Source organism: Sphingomonas sp. SP3 (genome assembly GCF_058514305.1).
Genome location: NZ_JBZSOE010000001.1, coordinates 1292780 through 1310536, shown reverse-complemented (window position 1 = coordinate 1310536; position 17757 = coordinate 1292780). Strand labels below are relative to the sequence as shown.

17 protein-coding genes and 1 tRNA gene are annotated in these 17757 nt (G+C 64.2%); 5 read left to right on the top strand and 13 right to left on the bottom strand.

Annotated elements, in window-relative coordinates:
- Positions 1 to 34: 34 nt before the first annotated feature.
- Genes AC4K8G_RS06850 through AC4K8G_RS06835 form a run of 4 tightly spaced genes read left to right on the top strand, consistent with a single transcriptional unit; the run spans position 35 to position 5320 of the window.
- Complete coding sequence (locus AC4K8G_RS06850; protein WP_491733411.1) at positions 35 to 1147, top strand: S-(hydroxymethyl)glutathione dehydrogenase/class III alcohol dehydrogenase; 1113 nt, start codon at positions 35 to 37, stop codon at positions 1145 to 1147.
- Positions 1147 to 1986 (top strand): S-formylglutathione hydrolase, encoded by an 840-nt coding sequence (gene fghA, locus AC4K8G_RS06845; protein ID WP_491733410.1) that lies wholly within the window; start codon positions 1147 to 1149, stop codon positions 1984 to 1986. Before AC4K8G_RS06850 ends, fghA begins: the two co-directional genes overlap by 1 nt.
- Before the next feature lie 4 nt (positions 1987 to 1990).
- Positions 1991 to 4054: an alkaline phosphatase D family protein gene (locus AC4K8G_RS06840; protein WP_491733409.1), complete on the top strand. Its 2064-nt coding sequence runs from the start codon at positions 1991 to 1993 to the stop codon at positions 4052 to 4054.
- A 9-nt stretch (positions 4055 to 4063) separates the two neighbouring features.
- Complete coding sequence (locus AC4K8G_RS06835; RefSeq protein WP_491733408.1) at positions 4064 to 5320, top strand: MgtC/SapB family protein; 1257 nt, start codon at positions 4064 to 4066, stop codon at positions 5318 to 5320.
- Here AC4K8G_RS06835 and cyoD read toward each other — a convergent pair.
- From cyoD to AC4K8G_RS06770, 13 genes are all read right to left on the bottom strand, one after another.
- Positions 5317 to 5706 (bottom strand): cytochrome o ubiquinol oxidase subunit IV, encoded by a 390-nt coding sequence (gene cyoD / locus AC4K8G_RS06830; RefSeq protein WP_491733407.1) that lies wholly within the window; start codon positions 5704 to 5706, stop codon positions 5317 to 5319. The two genes, AC4K8G_RS06835 and cyoD, sit on opposite strands and share 4 nt — an antisense overlap.
- Positions 5703 to 6347, bottom strand: a complete 645-nt coding sequence (gene cyoC / locus AC4K8G_RS06825) for a cytochrome o ubiquinol oxidase subunit III (protein WP_491733406.1) — start codon at positions 6345 to 6347, stop codon at positions 5703 to 5705. The genes cyoD and cyoC overlap by 4 nt, the downstream gene beginning before the upstream one ends.
- On the bottom strand, positions 6344 to 8350 hold the full coding sequence (gene cyoB, locus AC4K8G_RS06820) for a cytochrome o ubiquinol oxidase subunit I (protein ID WP_491733405.1): 2007 nt from the start codon (positions 8348 to 8350) through the stop codon (positions 6344 to 6346). Before cyoB ends, cyoC begins: the two co-directional genes overlap by 4 nt.
- Before the next feature lie 2 nt (positions 8351 to 8352).
- On the bottom strand, positions 8353 to 9249 hold the full coding sequence (gene cyoA / locus AC4K8G_RS06815; RefSeq protein ID WP_491733404.1) for a ubiquinol oxidase subunit II: 897 nt from the start codon (positions 9247 to 9249) through the stop codon (positions 8353 to 8355).
- Positions 9238 to 9313 (bottom strand) — tRNA-Glu (locus tag AC4K8G_RS06810). Before AC4K8G_RS06810 ends, cyoA begins: the two co-directional genes overlap by 12 nt.
- A 40-nt stretch (positions 9314 to 9353) precedes the next feature.
- Positions 9354 to 11105: a single-stranded-DNA-specific exonuclease RecJ gene (gene recJ, locus AC4K8G_RS06805; RefSeq protein WP_491733403.1), complete on the bottom strand. Its 1752-nt coding sequence runs from the start codon at positions 11103 to 11105 to the stop codon at positions 9354 to 9356.
- Positions 11106 to 11138: 33 nt separating this feature from the next.
- Positions 11139 to 12128, bottom strand: a complete 990-nt coding sequence (glpX, locus tag AC4K8G_RS06800; RefSeq protein WP_491733402.1) for a class II fructose-bisphosphatase — start codon at positions 12126 to 12128, stop codon at positions 11139 to 11141.
- Positions 12129 to 12178: 50 nt separating this feature from the next.
- A complete protein-coding gene (locus AC4K8G_RS06795; protein ID WP_491733401.1) occupies positions 12179 to 12658 on the bottom strand; it encodes a DUF2721 domain-containing protein in 480 nt (159 codons plus the stop codon).
- 37 nt (positions 12659 to 12695) lie between these two features.
- Entirely contained in the window at positions 12696 to 12884 is a 189-nt protein-coding gene (locus AC4K8G_RS06790) for a hypothetical protein (protein ID WP_491733400.1), read from the bottom strand.
- A gap of 77 nt (positions 12885 to 12961) precedes the next feature.
- Entirely contained in the window at positions 12962 to 13534 is a 573-nt protein-coding gene (locus tag AC4K8G_RS06785) for a hypothetical protein (protein WP_491733399.1), read from the bottom strand.
- Positions 13535 to 13598: 64 nt separating this feature from the next.
- Positions 13599 to 14483 carry a diacylglycerol/lipid kinase family protein gene (locus AC4K8G_RS06780; protein WP_491733398.1) on the bottom strand — a complete coding sequence of 295 codons (885 nt, stop codon included), beginning with the start codon at positions 14481 to 14483 and terminating at the stop codon, positions 13599 to 13601.
- Complete coding sequence (locus tag AC4K8G_RS06775) at positions 14484 to 14882, bottom strand: VOC family protein (RefSeq protein WP_491733397.1); 399 nt, start codon at positions 14880 to 14882, stop codon at positions 14484 to 14486.
- On the bottom strand, positions 14879 to 15454 hold the full coding sequence (locus tag AC4K8G_RS06770) for a DUF3617 domain-containing protein (RefSeq protein ID WP_491733396.1): 576 nt from the start codon (positions 15452 to 15454) through the stop codon (positions 14879 to 14881). Before AC4K8G_RS06770 ends, AC4K8G_RS06775 begins: the two co-directional genes overlap by 4 nt.
- Positions 15455 to 15545: 91 nt before the next feature.
- Between AC4K8G_RS06770 and uvrB the strand changes: the two genes are divergently transcribed.
- The gene (gene uvrB / locus AC4K8G_RS06765; RefSeq protein ID WP_491733395.1) at positions 15546 to 17747 is read left to right on the top strand and encodes an excinuclease ABC subunit UvrB; all 2202 of its coding nucleotides are present in this window, start codon (positions 15546 to 15548) and stop codon (positions 17745 to 17747) included.
- Positions 17748 to 17757 lie beyond the last annotated feature (10 nt).

Below are 17757 nucleotides of genomic sequence, written 5' to 3'. Positions count from 1 at the left end.
AATGGCGGGCGCAAATCATCCCTGGGGGACCACCATGAAGACCCGTGCCGCCGTCGCCTTCGCCGCCAAGCAACCGCTCGAGATCGTCGAGGTCGATCTCGACGGGCCGAAGCAGGGCGAAGTGCTGGTCGAAATCATGGCCACCGGCATCTGTCACACCGACGCCTACACATTGGACGGCTTCGACAGCGAAGGCATCTTCCCGTCGATCCTCGGGCACGAAGGCGCGGGCGTCGTGCGCGAAGTCGGCCCGGGGGTCACCAGCGTGAAGCCGGACGACCATGTCATTCCGCTCTACACGCCCGAATGCCGCGAATGTAAGTCGTGCCTCAGCGGCAAGACCAACCTTTGCACCAAGATCCGCGCGACCCAGGGCAAGGGTGTGATGCCCGACGGCACCTCGCGCTTCTCCTACAAGGGCGAGACCATCTTCCACTACATGGGCTGCTCGACCTTCTCGAACTTCACCGTCCTCCCCGAAATCGCGGTGGCCAAGATCCGTGAGGACGCGCCGTTCAACACCAGCTGCTACATCGGCTGCGGCGTTACGACCGGCGTCGGAGCCGTCGTGAAGACGGCTAAGGTCGAGCCAGGCGCCAACGTGGTCGTGTTCGGCCTCGGCGGGATCGGCCTCAACGTCATCCAGGGAGCGAAGCTGGTCGGGGCGAACAAGATCGTCGGCGTCGATATCAATCCCGCGCGCGAGGAATGGGGCAAGAAGTTCGGCATGACCGATTTCCTCAATTCCAAGGGCATGAGCCGCGAGGACGTGGTCGCGAAGATCGTGGAGATCACGGACGGCGGCGCCGACTATACCTTCGATGCGACCGGCAACACGGACGTGATGCGCACCGCATTGGAATGCTGCCACCGCGGCTGGGGCACCAGCATCATCATCGGCGTCGCCGAAGCCGGCAAGGAGATCGCGACGCGGCCGTTTCAGCTGGTCACCGGGCGCAACTGGCGCGGCACCGCGTTCGGCGGCGCCAAGGGCCGCACCGACGTCCCCAAGATCGTCGACTGGTACATGGACGGGAAGATCGCGATCGATCCGATGATCACGCACCAGCTCACGCTCGAGGAGATTAACAAGGGCTTCGACCTGATGCACGCGGGCGAGAGCATCCGGGCGGTCGTCGTCTACTGATGGAGATCGTCACCGAGAATTGGGCGCACGGCGGACGTCAGCTGGTGATGAAACACCCGTCAGCCGCGACGTCGACGGACATGACTTTCTCCATCTTCCTGCCCCCGCACGCTCAATCCGGCGGCAAGCTGCCGGTTGTCTGGTATTTGTCGGGCCTGACCTGCACCCACGCCAACGTTACCGAGAAAGGCGAGTATCGCGCCGCCTGTGCAAGCCAAGGCCTCATCTTCGTCGCGCCTGACACAAGCCCGCGCGGCGAGGGCGTTCCGAACGACGAGGCCTATGACTTCGGTCAGGGCGCAGGCTTCTACGTCGACGCAACGGAAGAGCCGTGGGCGGCAAACTTTCGCATGTGGAGCTACGTCACGGACGAACTTCCGAAGTTGGTCGCTGCGGAATTTCCGGTCGACATGGACCGCCAGGGCATCACCGGCCATTCGATGGGTGGGCACGGCGCGCTGACTGTTGCGCTCCGTAACCCCGGGCGATTCCGCAGCGTCTCGGCTTTCGCCCCGATCGTTGCCCCGAGCCAGGTACCGTGGGGCGAGAAGGCGCTCGGCGGCTATCTCGGCGCCGATCGCGCGAGTTGGCGCAAGCATGATTCAATCGCGCTGATCGAAGATGGTGCATTCGTCGATGAAATCCTCGTCGATGTCGGCACGGCGGATGCGTTCATCGAAAAGGAATTGCGGCCGGAGTTGCTCGAAGCAGCATGCAAGCAGGCGGGGATCGCGCTGACGCTCCGTCGTCAGCCGGGATACGACCACAGCTATTATTTCATCTCGACGTTCATGGCCGATCATCTCGCCTGGCATGCGGAGAGACTGAAGGGGGGATAGTCCGATGACGCTCAGCCGCCGCGATTTCGTCAAACAAGCGGCGGCGATGGGCGCCGCACTCGCGTGGACCGGGCCGGCCCGCGCGTCTCGCACCAAATGGACCGAGCGGCGCGATCTCTATCCCGAGGGCGTCGCATCGGGTGACCCCGATCCGAGCAGCGTCATCCTTTGGACCCGCCGCCCGTTCGCGTCAGGCACTCGGCAAGTGCTTACCGTCGAGGTCGCGAAGGATTCGGAGTTCCGCCACGTCATCGCCCACGCGCCGGCGCCGGTGTTAGCGGCGTCTGACTGGACGAGCCGGGTACTGGTCGGCGGGCTCAAGCCCGCGACGACCTATTGGTACCGGTTCACCGACTCCGACGGAAACGGCAGCCGCGTTGGGCGTACCATCACCGCGCCCGAACCGAACGACCCGCGTCCGGTGAAGTTCGCCTTCGTCAGCTGCCAGGACGTTAACGAAAGCAAGCTCAACGGCTACCGTCGCATGATCTTCGAGGACGAGCGGGCACAGCCTGAGGACCAGCTCGATTTTGTCCTGCACCTTGGCGATTTTATCTACGAGCTCATTCAATATCCGGAAGACGGGAAGCCCCGTTTCGGCCGCAATCTCTACGAGGTGGCGCGGATTCCGGACGCGCTGAAGGTCGCCATTTTCCACCTTCCCACGACCGTCGATGGATATCGTGCGGTGTGGAAGGGCTATCTCGCCGATCCCGACCTGCAGGATGCGCGTGCTCGCTGGCCGTTCGTGTGCATCTGGGACAACCACGAATTCTCGTGGCAGGGCTGGCAGAGCATCCTCAAAAACCCGAAGTTCGAACAGCCCGGGCAAACGATCAAGGTGGCGGCCAACCAGGTCTGGTTCGAGAATATCCCGGCGCGGGTGAAGGCGCCGAGCGGATCGCTCGAGCAGTTCGGCTCGGTGCCCGTGAAGAACGTCAAGATCGAGAGGTTCGACGATGGCGGCCTCGGCTTGGAGCCCAACAACATCGCCGCGATCAACAGCCTGATCATCTACCGGACGTTGCGCTATGGCCGCCACCTAGACCTCATCCTCACCGACGAGCGCAGCCATCGCGGACCAAACCCGTTTGAGGAATCCTCAACCGATAAGCTTGCCGACTGGGCCGATTTCGGGATGTTCCCCGACGACCTGCTCCAGGTCCTCGACGGCGGCCGCGCGTTCAACGGCGGCAACCCGCCGGCCGAACTCGAATTCAACGGCGCGACCGTCCCCAATCCGAGCAAGGACAAGCCCCCACAGACCCTTTTCGGAGCGACTCAGAAGGCGTGGTTCAAAGACCGCCTCCGCAACTCAACTGCGACCTGGAAGATTTGGGCGAGTTCGCAAGCCACTCACGAGCAGCGCGCCGATCCTGAGAATTTCCCGCCCGGCCTGACCAAGGCGAAGTGGCCGGCGGGCCGGTTCGCCAACGTGCAAGGCGGCGACTTCGGGAGCGCATGGATCGAGCGCGCCGAGATTTATGATCTCGTCCGCGACGCCAACATCACCGGTTTCGCCAGTGTTTCGGGCGACCTCCACAGCTTCTGGGCCGGCTATGCTTCCGCGCAACTGCCGCCCGGCAAGTTTGAGCCTGTTGGCCTGATTTTCACCGGCGGGTCGATGTCGAGCGTGGGCGGTGGCGAGGCCAACCAGTACACGATAAAGAAAGACGACAAGTTCCGGCCGCTTTACCTCGCCGACCGTCCGGGCGCGGCCAAGCCAGAGTGCACTTACGACATGATGCTGACCCACGGCGTCCGGTCATGTTTCGAATATGCCAAATCCTTCGACCGGACCAAGGCGCGGGCGTTGAAGAACCCCGATCTGGCACCGCACCTCGCTTTCGTGGATATTGGCGGTCATGGTTATGCGACCGTGCGGCTCACTGGCGATGAGATGCGGACCGAGTTCGTCTGCATTCCGCCGCCAATCGCCCGGGCGAGCACGCCCGACGGCGGGCCGCTCCGCTACAGGATCGTGCATACGGCGAAGCTTTGGGCGCCGGGCGAACGGCCGCAACTGGTCCAGGAAGTGCTCGAAGGCGATCCCGGCCTCTCCATCTAGGGCGATGGCGTGAACGACTGGGGCTGGCACGCGCTGTCGATTGCGACCGCGCTCGCGTGCGGCCTGCTGATCGGGATTGAGCGGGGCTTCGATCTTCGAAGCCTTCGCGCGGGAACGCGCGTTGCCGGCGTCCGCACCTTCACCTTGCTCGGACTGGCGTCGGGGCTCGCGGGGCTTGCCGGAGAGATGGGCCAGCCCTTCGCGGCCGGGGCGATTGTGGCCGGATGTGCTGCGGTGCTTGCGATCGGTTTCGCCAATCGGCCCGGCCTCAAGTCGAGGCCTGACGCAACGACTCCGATTGCCGCGCTGACGACCGTCGGGCTCGGCTTCATCGCCGGCTTCGGCCAGCCGGGATTCGCGATCGCAGGGGCGGCGGTGGTTACGCTGATACTCGCGCTCAAGGCGGAGCTTCACGGCTTCCTCGACAAGCTAGACGAGGACGATGTGAAAGCCCTCGCGCGCTACGCTGTCATCGCCGGCGCGGTGCTGCCCTTCCTGCCTAATGGCCATTATGGGCCGCTGGGCGCGTGGAACCCGCAGAAGCTGTGGCTGGTCGTCGTGCTGGTCACCGGCTTCTCGTTCCTGGGCTATGTCGCCAACCGCATTTTCGGCGAGCGGCACGGGACGATCGCCACCGCGCTGATCGGCGGCGCCTACAGCTCGACCGCGGTCACACAATCGCTGGCGCAGCGGCTCGGCAGCGAGGAGAAGGGCGGTGCGGAGCCGGCCGGCATCGCGCTGGCGACGGCCGTTATGTATCTGCGCGTCCTGCTGCTCATCGGGATCCTCGCGACACGCGTGTTCGTGCCGTTCGCGATCATCTTGTTCCCGGCGATCATCACCGCCTGGGCAGCGGGTTTCTGGCTCTATCGGAAGGCTCCGAAAAGCGATGCGCCAGCGCCGCCCGGCAACCCGATCGCCATCCTTCCTGCGCTGGGTTTCGTTCTGTTTGTCGCCTTCGCCGCTGTCGCCGCCAAATGGGCTGCCGGCCGCTTCGGCGAGCAGGGCATTGCAGTGCTCCTGCTGATCGTCGGCTCGACCGACGTCGATACCGCGATCATCACGCTTGGCGGCCTGTCGCCCGACGCGATCTCGCCCTTGCTCGCGGCAATCGCGATCGCCGGGACGATCATCGCCAACATGGCGGTGAAGATCGGAATCACTCTCGCTTATGCGCGCGGCAAGGGTGTCTCCGCGGTCATCGCGATGGGCGCGAGCGTCGTCACGCTCCTGGTGATGATCGGGCTTGCCGCGCTGCGGCTTTAGCCGCGCTGGTTGTGCAGGTTCATCAGGTCGGGCGGCGGCGCCATGTTGGCGTTCATGTGCGCCATGATCCAGATCGTGCCGACCATCACCAGGAACACGATCAGCACGCCGAAGGCGAGCGCCAGCACGTTGTTGGTGTTGTCGGGGCCGCTGGTAATGTGAAGGAAGAACACCAGGTGCACGCCCATCTGCGCGATCGCCAGCACGACTAGCCCGGTCGCAACGCCAGGGCCCCACAAGGTCGTCGTCGACGCCACCCAGAACGAAATGCCGGTGAGGAGCAGGGCCAGGCCAAGGCCGATCACATAGCTGATCGTCTCGCTCAGCATGCTGTCGTGTGGCTCGCCTGGGGCGACGTTCATTTGTTCGGGGTCGCGTTCGGTCATGGCAATGTCCCGATCAGATAGACGATGGTGAAGATCGCCACCCAGATGATGTCGAGCGCGTGCCAGAACACGCTGAAGCACAGCAGGCGGCGGGTGATGTCCTGGCGAAATCCCTTGGCCCAGATCTGCGCCATCATCGTGCCCAGCCACAGCAGGCCCGCAGTGACGTGGGCACCGTGGCAGCCGACCAGGGTGAAGAAGGCCGAGAGGAAGGCGCTGCGCTGCGGCGGCGCGCCCTCGTTGATCATCTTTGCGAACTCGAACAGCTCGATCGACAGGAACACGAAACCGAGCAGGCCGGTGACCAGCAGCCAGACCTGCGTCCACAGCATGTTCTTACGCTTGGCCGCGATCATGGCGAGGCCGCACACGAAGCTGGAAATCAGCAGCGCGATGGTCTCGATCGCGACCAGGTTGCGGTCGAACAACTGGTTGGTCGTCGGGCCGCCATCGGTCGCGTTGACCAGGCTCGCGTAGGTCGCGAACAGCGCCGAGAAGAGCACCATGTCGCTGAGCACGAACAGCCAGAAGCCGTAGGGGACGACGATGCTCTTCGATTCCGGCCCGCGATGCCCGAGGCCGGTGTCTTCCGAACCGTGGTGAGTCAGCCCGATCGCGGGGGTTTCGCTAACGGTGCTCATGTGGACTGGCTCAACTTGTGGAGATGTTCCTTGCGAATGCGGCGGCGCTCGCGCGCATTCTTGCGGACTTCCTCGAGCGGAATGACATGCTCATGCTCGTCACGCCATGCGTACCAGACGAGCGCGGCGAAGGCGCCGATCAGGCCAAGGATCGCCAGCCACCAGATGTACCAGATGACGGCGAACCCGCAGACCGAGGCGAAGAAGGCGACGACCACGCCGGTCGGCGTGTTCAGCGGCATTTCGATCGGCTTGTAGTCCGGCTCCTTGATCAGCTGGTCCTGCTTGATCGCCGTCTGCTTGCGCATCCAATAGGCTTCTTCGCCGTGCACGTCGGGGAGCACCGCGAAATTGTAATGCGGCGGCGGCGACAGGGTCAGCCATTCGAGCGTCCGGCCGTCCCAGGGGTCGCCGGTGATGTCGCGGCGTTGGTCCCTCGTCTTGATCGAATAAAGCAGCTGGACCACGGTCAGCACGATCCCAGCGCCGATGATGACTGCACCGAGCAGCGCAACGTTTAGCCACGGTGCCCAAGTCGGATCGTTGATATGCTGCATCCGCCTTGTCCCGCCCCACAGGCCGAGGACGTAAAGCGGCATGAAGGCGAGGTGGAACCCGATGAACCAGCACCAGAAGATGGCCTTGCCGAGCCTTTCGTCGAGCGTGAACCCGAAGGCCTTGGGGAACCAGTAAGTGTAGCCGGCCATCAGCGCGAACACGACGCCGCCGATGATCACCTGGTGGAAGTGGGCGACCAGGAACAGGCTGTTGTGGACTACGAAGTCGACCGGCGGGATCGCCAGCAATACGCCGGTCAGGCCGCCAATGACGAAGGTCAGCATGAAGCCGATCAGGTAATGCACCGGGACAGTGAACCGGACGCGGCCGCCGTACATCGTGAACAGCCAGTTGTAGATTTTCACGCCGGTCGGGACGCCGATGATCATGCTGGCGATGCCGAAGATCGCGTTGACGTCCGCGCCGGCGCCCATCGTGAAGAAATGGTGCAGCCAGACCATGAACGAGATGATGCAGATCGCGAGCGTCGCGAAGACCATCGACCGGTATCCGAACAGCGGCTTGCCCGAGAAGGTCGACGCGATCTCCGAGTAGATGCCGAACGCGGGCAGGACGAGGATGTAAACCTCCGGGTGACCCCACACCCAGATGAGGTTCATGTACAGCATCGAGTTGCCGCCGCCGTCGTTCGTGAAGAAGTGGAAGCCGAGGTAGCGGTCGAGCATCAGCAGTGCCAAGGTGGCGGTCAGCACCGGGAAGGCCGCGAGCATCAGCAGGTTGGACGCAAGCGAAGTCCAGCAGAAGATCGGCATCCTGAGGTAGCTCATGCCAGGTGCGCGGGTCTTGAGGATCGTTGTCACGAAATTGACCGCGGTCAGCGTCGTCCCCACGCCGGATATCTGTAGCGCGACGAGGTAGTAATCGACCCCGACCCCGGGCGAAAATGCCTTCTCGCTGAGCGGCGGAAAGGCGAGCCACCCGGTCCGCGCGAACTCGCCGAGGACCAGGCTGATGTTAATCAGCAGGGCGCCCGACGCGCTCAACCAGAAACTCACGTTGTTCATGGTCGGGAAGGCGACGTCGCGGACGCCGAGCTGCAGGGGCACCACGAAATTCATGAAGCCGATCACGAAAGGCATGGCGACGAAGAAAATCATGATCGTGCCGTGCGCGGAGAAGATCTGATTGTAATGCTCGGGCGGCAAATAGCCCTGCGACGCGCCAATCGCGAGCGACTGCTGCAGGCGCATCATGATCGCGTCGGCAAAGCCCCGGACCAGCATCACCAGCGCAAGGACGATGTACATGACGCCGATGCGCTTGTGGTCCGTGGACGTGAACCACTCGTTCCACAAATAAGGCCACGCCTTCATCTTCTGGACCCAGATTGCGATCGCGCCGAGCGCCAGCATGACAACCAGCGAGGTGATCAGCGGAATTGGATCGTGGAACGGGATCGCGTCCCAGGTGAGCCGTCCGAACATCGTCAGGCTCCTGCCGGCGGCGCTGGCGGGTTGTGGGGAAGCATCTTCTGCGGTGCTTTGTTCATCATGATCGCGTCGAACAGGCCGGGCGCGACGGAGCCATAGGTGATCGGCTTCACGTAACTGCTCGGCTTGGCCAGCTCGGCATAAGCCTTGCCGTCGAGTGGCGGGTTGCCGCGTGCACCCTGCGCCCACATCGCGAACTGGTCGGCCGGGATCGCCTGCACCTTGAATTGCATGCCGGGAAAGCCGTCGCCGCTGAAGTGGGCCGAGATCCCTTCATATTCGCCTTGGCGGTCAGCCTGCAGGTTAAGCCGCGTCGCCATGCCGGGCATGGTGTAGATCATGCTCCCCATCTGGGGGACGAAGAAGGCGTTCCACACCGTGGCCGAAGTCAGGCGGAAGTTGATGGGCGTACCCGCCGGAACGACGAGCTGATTGACGGTCGCGATGCCCTGGTCGGGGTATATGAACAGCCATTTCCAGTCGAGCGAGACCACCTGGACATTAATCGCCGGGTTCGCGGATTTGAGCGGCTTGCCGGGATCCAGGTCGTGGCTGCTGATCCAGGTAATGCCGCCCAGCAGCATGATGGTCAGCGCCGGGATCGCCCACACAACCATTTCGATCGCGCCCGAATATTCCCAGTCAGGCCGGTAGGTCGCCTTCTTGTTTCCGCGGCGGAACCACCAGGCGAAGGCGACCGTCGCGATCATCGTGGGGATAATGATCGCGAGCATGATCGCGGTCGAATTGATCATGATCTGCTTTTCGGCGGCCGCTACGGGGCCGACCGGATCGAGCAGGCCCCGATTGCAACCGGCGGTCGCCAGTGCGGTGAGCACGACAATGGCAAAGCGCTTGGCCAGCGGCGTTACCTCGTACTTTGGTGACCCCAACGGGACTCGAACCCGTGTTTTCGCCGTGAAAGGGCGACGTCCTAGACCGCTAGACGATGGGGCCGGTGAAGGCGCGTGCCGGTTAGGCGACGGCCCCCGAAGCGTCAAGCAAGCGCGGCGTCGTCGACGTGCATTTCCGCCGCGTTGCCGCCATTCCACTCGTCCCGCTTGATCGACCCCGCCAGCCACCAACGGGTATCGGGTGCGCTGCCCAGCAGGGCTTGTCCAAGCTCGCCGGAGGCGCTTCGGAAGGCGATCCACTTGAAGCTCTTGCCGTCGTCGCCGGCCGCGATTCCGCGCACGTGGCCGTCGCCGACGATACTCGTCTTGATCAGCCGGACCGGGCCGGCGGCGACGCGCGGGCTTGGCCAGCCAGCCCCGTAAGGGCCAGCCGAATCGAGTGCATCGCACAGCGCGCCGGCGATCCCACCGGGCGACAGCATGAGGTCCAGCAACAGTGCCTTGTCGCTCCGCGCCTTTTCAATGTCCGTAGCGAGCCGCTGATTGATGAATTCGCGGAACGGTTCGAGCCCGTCGGCTGGCAAGGTGAGACCGGCGGCCATCGCGTGCCCGCCGCCCGCAATCAGCAGCCCGCTGTCCTTGGCGGCGAGTACGGCCGCGCCGAGGTCGACGCCGCCGATCGACCGGCCGGAACCTTTACCCGTGCCGTCCTCGCATTCCGCGATGACGATCGCCGGCCGCCCGAACCGCTCCTTGAGTCTTCCGGCGACTATGCCGATCACCCCCTGGTGCCAGCCGTTGCTCATCACCGTGATGACCGGCGAATCCGCTTGGCTTTGCGCCTGCGCCTCGGCCTGTTCGATGACCAGCATCTCGATCGCCCGCCGCTCCTCGTTGAGGCGATCGAGCTCGGCGGCCAGGGTCCGGGCTTCCTCGCTATCGGTGGTGGTGAGCAGCCGCACCCCCAGATCGGATTTGCCGACGCGGCCGCCGGCGTTGATCCTCGGGCCAAGCGCAAACCCGAGGTCGCGGCAGCTTGCCGGTTTCACCAGCCGTGCCGCTTCGGCGAGGGCGGCGAGGCCGATGTTCTGCCTGCCCGCCATGATCTTGAGACCCTGGGTCACGAAAGCGCGATTGAGACTCTTGAGCCGTGCGACGTCAGCAACGGTGCCAAGCGCGACCAGGTCGAGAAGGTCGAGCATCCTGGGCTCGTCGCGGCCCTCGAAAAAGTTACGGCGGCGAAGGTCGCGGATCAGCGCCACGCCCAGCAGGAACGCCATCCCCACCGCCGCCAGGTGGCCGTGCGCCGCGCCATCCTCGCTTTCGTCGAGGCGGTTGGGGTTGATCATCGCAAAGGCGACTGGGAGCAGGCTCGCGCATTGGTGGTGATCGACGACGATGACGTCGAATTCGGCGGCCTTGGCCTGCGCGAGTGCGTCGAAGGCCTGCGCGCCGCAGTCCACCGTCACGGCGAGCGATGCACCGCGATTCTTCAACTCGACCAATGCTTCGCCCGACGGGCCGTATCCCTCCATCAACCGGTCGGGGATGTAGACCATCGGCTCGGCGCCGAGCTGGCGCAGGAGCAATACCAGCAGCGCCGCACTAGTCGCGCCGTCGACGTCATAATCGCCGAAGATTGCGATTGTCTCGCCCGCCTGAACTGCCTCGGCCAGTCGCTTTGCGCCCTTGTCCATGTCCTGGAAGCAGCTGGGGTCGGGCAGGAAGTCGCGGATTTTCGGATCGCGGTGCCGCGGCAAGTCCTCACGCGCGACGCCGCGCCCGAGCAGCAGCTCGTCGATCAGCGCGTCCATTGGCAGGTTCGGGTCCGCGGGCCGACGCCAGCGCCACGGCTGGCCGGTTACCGACCGTTCGATGTTGAGCGCGGCGTTCACGCCGCTGAAGGTAGGAGTCGCGGATTCCGGGGTCTAGAGGCCGCGATGGGCGAGGTTGTGATATTCTGTGGATACGCGGCGCACCGTCCGGGTGCTGGCACGCATCACCACGCTCTCCGTCGTGACGCAGCTCTTGCGCCGGTGCACGCCCTTTAGCAGCGACCCGTCGGTGACGCCGGTCGCGGCGAAGATGCAGTCGCCCTTGGCCATGTCCTCGATCGTGTAAACCCGGTCGAGGTCGTCGATCCCCCAACGCTTGGCGCGTGCCCGTTCATCGTCGTTGCGGAACAGCAGCCGTCCCTGGATCTGCCCGCCGACGCACCGCAGCGCCGCCGCCGCGAGCACGCCTTCGGGCGCGCCGCCGGTGCCCATGTAAACGTCGATGCCGGTCTCCGGATCGGCGGTCGCGATTACCCCGGCGACGTCGCCGTCCGGGATCAACTTAATTCCGCAGCCCAGCTCACGAAGCGACGCGATGATCTCCGCGTGCCGGTCGCGGTCGAGCACGCAGGCGGTGATGTCGCTCGCGTCAACGCCCTTGGCCTTGGCGATCGCGCGGACATTGTCTGCCGGCGACCTGTTGAGGTCGATCGTCCCATCCGGGTAGCCGGGGCCAATCGCAAGTTTCTCCATGTAAACGTCGGGTGCGTTCAGCAGGCAGCCGCTTTCCGCGATCGCCAGCACGGCCAACGCATTGGGGCCTGCCTTGGCCGTGATCGTGGTGCCTTCCAGCGGGTCGAGCGCGATATCGATCTTCGGCCCACCATCCTGCTCCGACCCGACCTTCTCGCCGATGTAGAGCATCGGCGCTTCGTCGCGCTCGCCCTCGCCGATCACCACGGTTCCGTCGAACGGCAGCTCGTTGAGCGCGGCTCGCATCGCTTCGACAGCTGCAGCGTCGGCGGCTTTCTCGTCCCCGCGACCGATGAGTTTGGCAGCGGCAATCGCGGCTGCTTCGGTGACCCGCACCATCTCGAGGACGAGCACCCGGTCGAGGACTTGGCTCGCGGCGGCGCGATTCATGGTTCTGGCTTGCTCCGAAAGAATTGCTGGTGGCTCAGCCGATAAAAGGCCTAGCCCTCGTCGTCCACCGTGTGCTGAAGCAATTCGGAGCGGACGCGAACTGCGCGCGCGGCGATAGTCGTTTCGATCAGGAACACGGCGAACCCCGCGCCGATCGTCAGCATCGACGCGATAAACAACCACGCAATCTCCGTACCGAGGCGGGTTCGGATGAGGTTTGCTGCGAACAGGAGGATAACGACCAAGCAGGTCAGGATCGCCGACGTCACCGAAAAGCCGGTCGCCCAACTGATCAGCGACATGCGCCGGTCGAGGATCTTTAGGTCGGCGATCCAGCGGTCGTGCTCCCGCCCGCGGCTAGCAAGCAGGCGTGGTTCGATATCCCGCGACCGGTCGACAATGCGTGACAGGCGCGAGGCCAGTACGTTGAGGAAGGCCCCGATGCCGCTCAGCAGGAAGACTGGCGCCAGCGCCAGCCGGACGATCTCGGCGACGGTGTTGACCGATAGGTCGGGCGATGCCTCGAACATTGATCTGCTATGCACCCATGTCGGTGCCGAATTCCAGCTAACCGATGGTCGGCGTGGCCCAGAATGCGAAATAGGCGAGAACAGCGAGCACGCCGAGGACGGCCAACATGGCGGCGCGGCTGCGTAACTGACCCTGTTTCCACATGAAGATGGCAGCGCCGAGGATCAGGACGATCAATACGACCGCGATCGGCTGGCTGACGATCGCTTCACCTTGAGAGTTCATCACTTCCCCCGCAATCTTCGACTGCTCCGCCCTTATCTGCAGTTAAGTCAAAGAGGGCCCGCGCGGCAACCGCGAACTTAGGGAGCCTCCCTTTCGCAGTTGGCGACTTCGAGCAGGAGCAGCCCGTTCACCACGAAGCTCGCCGCGAGGATCCATGCGAAGCTGGCAACCATTTCTGGCGTCGGGCCGAAGATGCTGACGACCAGGGTGGAGACGGACAGGCCCGCGACAAGAAGCAGCGCCAGGAAGAAATCCATCCCTGCGGAGAGCCCGGTCCATAGGCGCACCGATCCCGATGAATCGCGGCTCGCGTAGGCAAGGATCAGGCTGCGGATAACCAGCCAGGCGATGACCGGCGCCACGGTCGGAAAGAAGCGGGTCTCCGGGTTGGTGATGAACAACAAGCCGGCGAAGGCCGTCACCGCGCCGGCAGCCATGGCCTCGACCCGGATATTTCGGCGAAGCGACCCTGCGACCGCTTCTATCAGGCCCGCAGCAATCAGCAGCCCGCCGATCATGTCCGAGGAAATGCCCTTGTCGACGGGCAGCAAAGCGGCGCCGATGCTGAGCAGGATGATCGCGACTCCGGCCACGCGGATGCCGCGTGATCGCGTCTTGTCGTTCAGTCCTTGGTAGCCTCGCGTCGCCACTTAAGCCCCGATCTGCTGATGTCTCGAACCCTGCGACCCGCCCGCCGGTTCCATTGCATTCCCGTTACGGAGCGATAACCCGAAGCGCCTTCTTGCGGATCTTATACTCGAGCGGCTGCTCCGCGCTGACTACTTCGCCATCGAGCGACACGGTGAGGTGGCTGCGGTGGCTTGCGACGCGAAGCCGCTCGACGCCATCGAGATAGACCATGTCGTCAGGCCGCGAGCGGTCGAACAACGCCCGAATGCTGGCGGCGACAAGGCCGACGCGGGTCTTCTTGCGCATTACCATCACGCACAACTCGCCGTCGTCGATGCTCTCCCGCTGGCCGGGAGCTCCAATGTCGATCCGGTAATCGTTGTTGCCGACGAATAGCAGCGGCGTGTCGACTCGGGCTTTCTCGTCATTGACCGTCAAGGTCAGCCGCTGATGGCTGAACCGCGCGAGCGTGCGGAGCGACGCGACGAGCATTGCGAGGCGCTTGCTTCGACCGAGCCGCTTACGTTGCAGGTCGCGGTCGACGACCATGAGCGGATAAAGGCCGATTGCGCTGTTGTTGATGAAGATGCGCTCGTTCATCTCGGCGACGTCGACGCGGCGGTCCTTGCCGGCCGCGATGAGTTGGGCAGCCTCGTCGAGCTCGGCCGGAATGCCGAGGTCCCGGGCGAAGTGGTTGAGCGTCCCAAGCGGAAATATGCCGAGCCTCGTGTTCGTGCCGATCAGCGCTGAGGCGGCCGCGCTGATCGTGCCATCGCCGCCCCCGACGATCAGCAGCTCGTCGCCGCGTTCCACGATGGCCTTGCTGCGAACCGCGCAATCGCCGCCGTCGATGAGCTCGACCTTGGCGTCCACGCCGGCTGAGGCGAGCGCAGCCGCAACCTTGTTCGCGATTTCGCTATCGGCCGCGACCGCACCGCCACCGCGGTTTAGCAGGACGGTCGCCGGCACTCAGGCTTGCTGCGCCGGGCCGATGCAGAAGGCGGCAAGTTTGTTTCCGTCCAGGTCGCGGAAATAGGCGCCGTAAAACGCCTGGTCGCCTTCCTCGCCGCGGACACCCGGAGGTCCCTCGCACTTGCCGCCCAACTCCATCGCCCTCGCGTACAGCGCGTCGACCTTGCCGCGGCTGTCGCAGGCGATCGAAGCCATGTTTCCGTTGCCGGCGGTTGCGGCATTGCCGTCGTAAGGCTTGCAGACGGCAAAGCCGGGCTTGCCCATGCTCGTGCCGTACATCGTGAAGTTATCGCCAAACTCCATGATCCGCGACGCCCCGATCGCAGGCATCAGCTTGTCATAGAAGTTGCGCGCTTTTTCGAGGTCGTTGCTGCCGACCGTCACGTATCCGATCATCCTTCGGCCTCCCGCTTTGCATTGTCTTCGTCGCCCCGGCACTGGCCCACACGATGCGATTCCATGTGGGACCGCATCTTCATATTGCCTTGCGGCCCCCCCGCGACATCCATCGCGGTCGTCGCGTCATAGCTATCGCGCGAATAATTGCCGCTCATCGTCATCGTCATGCCGCCACCGGGCTTGCCTTCGCAGCGCAGCATCGCGTCGATCTTGCCGCCCGACATAGTGAAGTGGTCGTAACGACAGTCCTTGTTGGCGCCGGCGAAGAAGTCTTCCTTCGGCTGCTTCAAGTCTTCAGCAGTCAGGCAGCTAGCAAAGCTATGTTCCTGCATCTTCGACATCGACTGCTTCATCTGGGCCGCCACTTGAGGCGACATTCCCGGCATGTCGATGTCCAGCATGCTGACCTTGGTCTCCCACCGGCCCGGCTCCATCAGCATCTGGCTTCCGGCTGCCTCGCGAACCTTCTGGGCAACCTCGGCGACGCTTGCATTCTGCTCGTGGACCTCCGGGCCTTTGTTGCACGCCGCGACCGATGCGCAGGCGATCAGCAGGATGGATGCTCTCATGCGACTTCCCCTCTCTCCTGCGCAGCATAAGCGGGCGCGAACCGCGCGACTAGCGTTGTTCCGTCCCGGCCGCGCGACCATATAGCCGCGGATGGCGATTCAAATCCGCACCAGCCTTGCCGAACCCGAAACCGCCGAGACATTCGTCCCGCACAAGCCTGCTCGTCCGGAGAAGGCGGAGGGGGGAAAGCTCTTCCAGCTGGTTTCAGAGTATGAGCCCGCCGGCGACCAGCCGACGGCGATCCGCGAGCTTGTCGAAGGCATCGGCGAGAATGGCGAGACCAGCCAGGTGCTGCTCGGCGTCACCGGATCCGGCAAGACGTTCACGATGGCCAAGGTCATCGAGACGTTGCAGCGGCCGGCCCTGATCATCGCCCCGAACAAGATCCTCGCCGCCCAGCTCTACGGAGAGTTCAAGAGCTTCTTTCCCGACAATGCGGTCGAGTATTTCGTCAGCTATTACGATTACTACCAGCCCGAAGCCTACGTGCCGCGCACCGACACCTACATCGAGAAGGAAAGCTCGGTGAATGAGGCGATCGACCGCATGCGCCATTCGGCTACGCGGTCGCTGCTGGAGCGCGACGACGTGATCATCGTCGCTTCCGTCTCCTGCCTCTACGGCATCGGCTCGGTCGAGACCTATTCGGCCATGACTTTCAGCCTGAAAAAGGGCGCGAGCGAAGATCAGCGTGAGGTCATCCGCAAACTCGTCGCGCTTCAATATCGGCGCAACGACCAGGCCTTTGCCCGCGGCAATTTCCGAGTGCGCGGCGACAGCCTGGAGATCTTCCCGTCGCACTATGAGGACACCGCCTGGCGCGTCAGCTTCTTCGGCGACGAGATCGAGGACATCGTCGAGTTCGATCCGCTGACCGGCAAGAAGGTCGCGAGCCTCGATTACATCAAGGTCTATGCGAACTCACACTACGTAACGCCGGGTCCGACCTTGAAGCAGGCGATGGAGGCAATTCGCCACGAACTCGCCGAGCGCCTCAAGGAGCTGACCGCCGAAGGGCGGTTGCTCGAGGCGCAGCGGCTCGAGCAGCGCACGAATTTCGATCTCGAGATGATCGCCGCGACCGGGTCTTGCGCGGGCATCGAGAATTACTCTCGCTTCCTCACCGGGCGCCTGCCCGGTGAGCCGCCGCCGACCCTGTTCGAATATCTCCCCGACAACGCGCTACTGTTCGTCGACGAGAGCCACCAGACGGTGCCGCAGATTGGCGCGATGGCGCGCGGCGACCACCGGCGGAAGATCACGCTGGCGGAATATGGTTTCCGCCTGCCGAGCTGCATCGACAACCGCCCGCTTCGCTTCAACGAATGGGAAGCGATGCGCCCGCAATCGGTGTTCGTATCGGCAACCCCCGGCCCGTGGGAAATGAACGAGACGGGCGGCGTCTTCTCCGAGCAGGTCATCCGGCCGACCGGGCTCATCGACCCGCCGGTTGAGATCAAGCCGGTCGAGGACCAGGTCGACGACCTTGTCCACGAAGCTAGGGAGACCGCGCGAAAGGGCTACCGCACCCTCGTCACCACGCTCACCAAGCGCATGGCGGAGGATCTCACCGAATACCTACACGAGGCGGGCCTGAAGGTCCGCTACATGCATTCCGACGTGGAGACGCTCGAGCGCATCGAGCTGATCCGCGAACTGAGGCTCGGCGTCTACGACGTGCTGGTCGGCATCAACCTGCTGCGCGAGGGTCTCGACATTCCGGAGTGCGGCCTGGTTGCGATCCTCGACGCCGATAAGGAAGGTTTCTTGCGCTCAGAGACGTCACTGATCCAGACGATCGGCCGCGCCGCGCGCAACGTCGAGGGCCGCGTCATCCTCTACGCCGATACCGTCACCGGTTCGATGGAGCGTGCGCTCGCCGAAACCAGCCGTAGGCGCGAAAAGCAGCTCGAGTATAACGCCGAGCACGGCATCACGCCCGAAAGCATCAAGCGCAACATCCACGACATCATGGGCTCGCTGGCGGCTCGCGAAGGGGTCACCGTGGACACCGGCGACGACGAGCGGCCGCACCTCGTCGGCCACAACCTCAAGGCCTATATCGCCGACCTCGAGGAGCGGATGCGCAAAGCCGCGGCGGACCTCGAGTTCGAGGAGGCCGCTCGCCTGCGCGACGAAATCCGCCGGCTCGAGGAGGACGAGCTCGGCATACCCGACCCCGACCGTGTCGCGCCGCGGCCGCCCGGCAACTCGACCGAGGGCAAGCCGGGCACCCGCAAGGGCCGGTTCGGCAAGCAGCAGCGAACGCGGTTCGGGGGCCGCCGCGGCTAGGGGAGGCGAC

Excerpts from the sequence above, each read along its gene's own strand:
- AC4K8G_RS06850 (WP_491733411.1), top strand. The coding sequence starts at position 35 with ATGAAGACCCGTGCCGCCGTCGCCTTCGCCGCCAAGCAACCGCTCGAG.
- fghA (WP_491733410.1), top strand. The coding sequence starts at position 1,147 with ATGGAGATCGTCACCGAGAATTGGGCGCACGGCGGACGTCAGCTGGTG.
- AC4K8G_RS06840 (WP_491733409.1), top strand. The coding sequence starts at position 1,991 with ATGACGCTCAGCCGCCGCGATTTCGTCAAACAAGCGGCGGCGATGGGC.
- cyoD (WP_491733407.1), bottom strand. The coding sequence starts at position 5,706 with ATGACCGAACGCGACCCCGAACAAATGAACGTCGCCCCAGGCGAGCCA.
- cyoC (WP_491733406.1), bottom strand. The coding sequence starts at position 6,347 with ATGAGCACCGTTAGCGAAACCCCCGCGATCGGGCTGACTCACCACGGT.
- cyoB (WP_491733405.1), bottom strand. The coding sequence starts at position 8,350 with ATGTTCGGACGGCTCACCTGGGACGCGATCCCGTTCCACGATCCAATT.
- glpX (WP_491733402.1), bottom strand. The coding sequence starts at position 12,128 with ATGAATCGCGCCGCCGCGAGCCAAGTCCTCGACCGGGTGCTCGTCCTC.
- AC4K8G_RS06795 (WP_491733401.1), bottom strand. The coding sequence starts at position 12,658 with ATGTTCGAGGCATCGCCCGACCTATCGGTCAACACCGTCGCCGAGATC.
- AC4K8G_RS06790 (WP_491733400.1), bottom strand. The coding sequence starts at position 12,884 with ATGAACTCTCAAGGTGAAGCGATCGTCAGCCAGCCGATCGCGGTCGTA.
- AC4K8G_RS06775 (WP_491733397.1), bottom strand. The coding sequence starts at position 14,882 with ATGATCGGATACGTGACGGTCGGCAGCAACGACCTCGAAAAAGCGCGC.
- AC4K8G_RS06770 (WP_491733396.1), bottom strand. The coding sequence starts at position 15,454 with ATGAGAGCATCCATCCTGCTGATCGCCTGCGCATCGGTCGCGGCGTGC.
- uvrB (WP_491733395.1), top strand. The coding sequence starts at position 15,546 with ATGGCGATTCAAATCCGCACCAGCCTTGCCGAACCCGAAACCGCCGAG.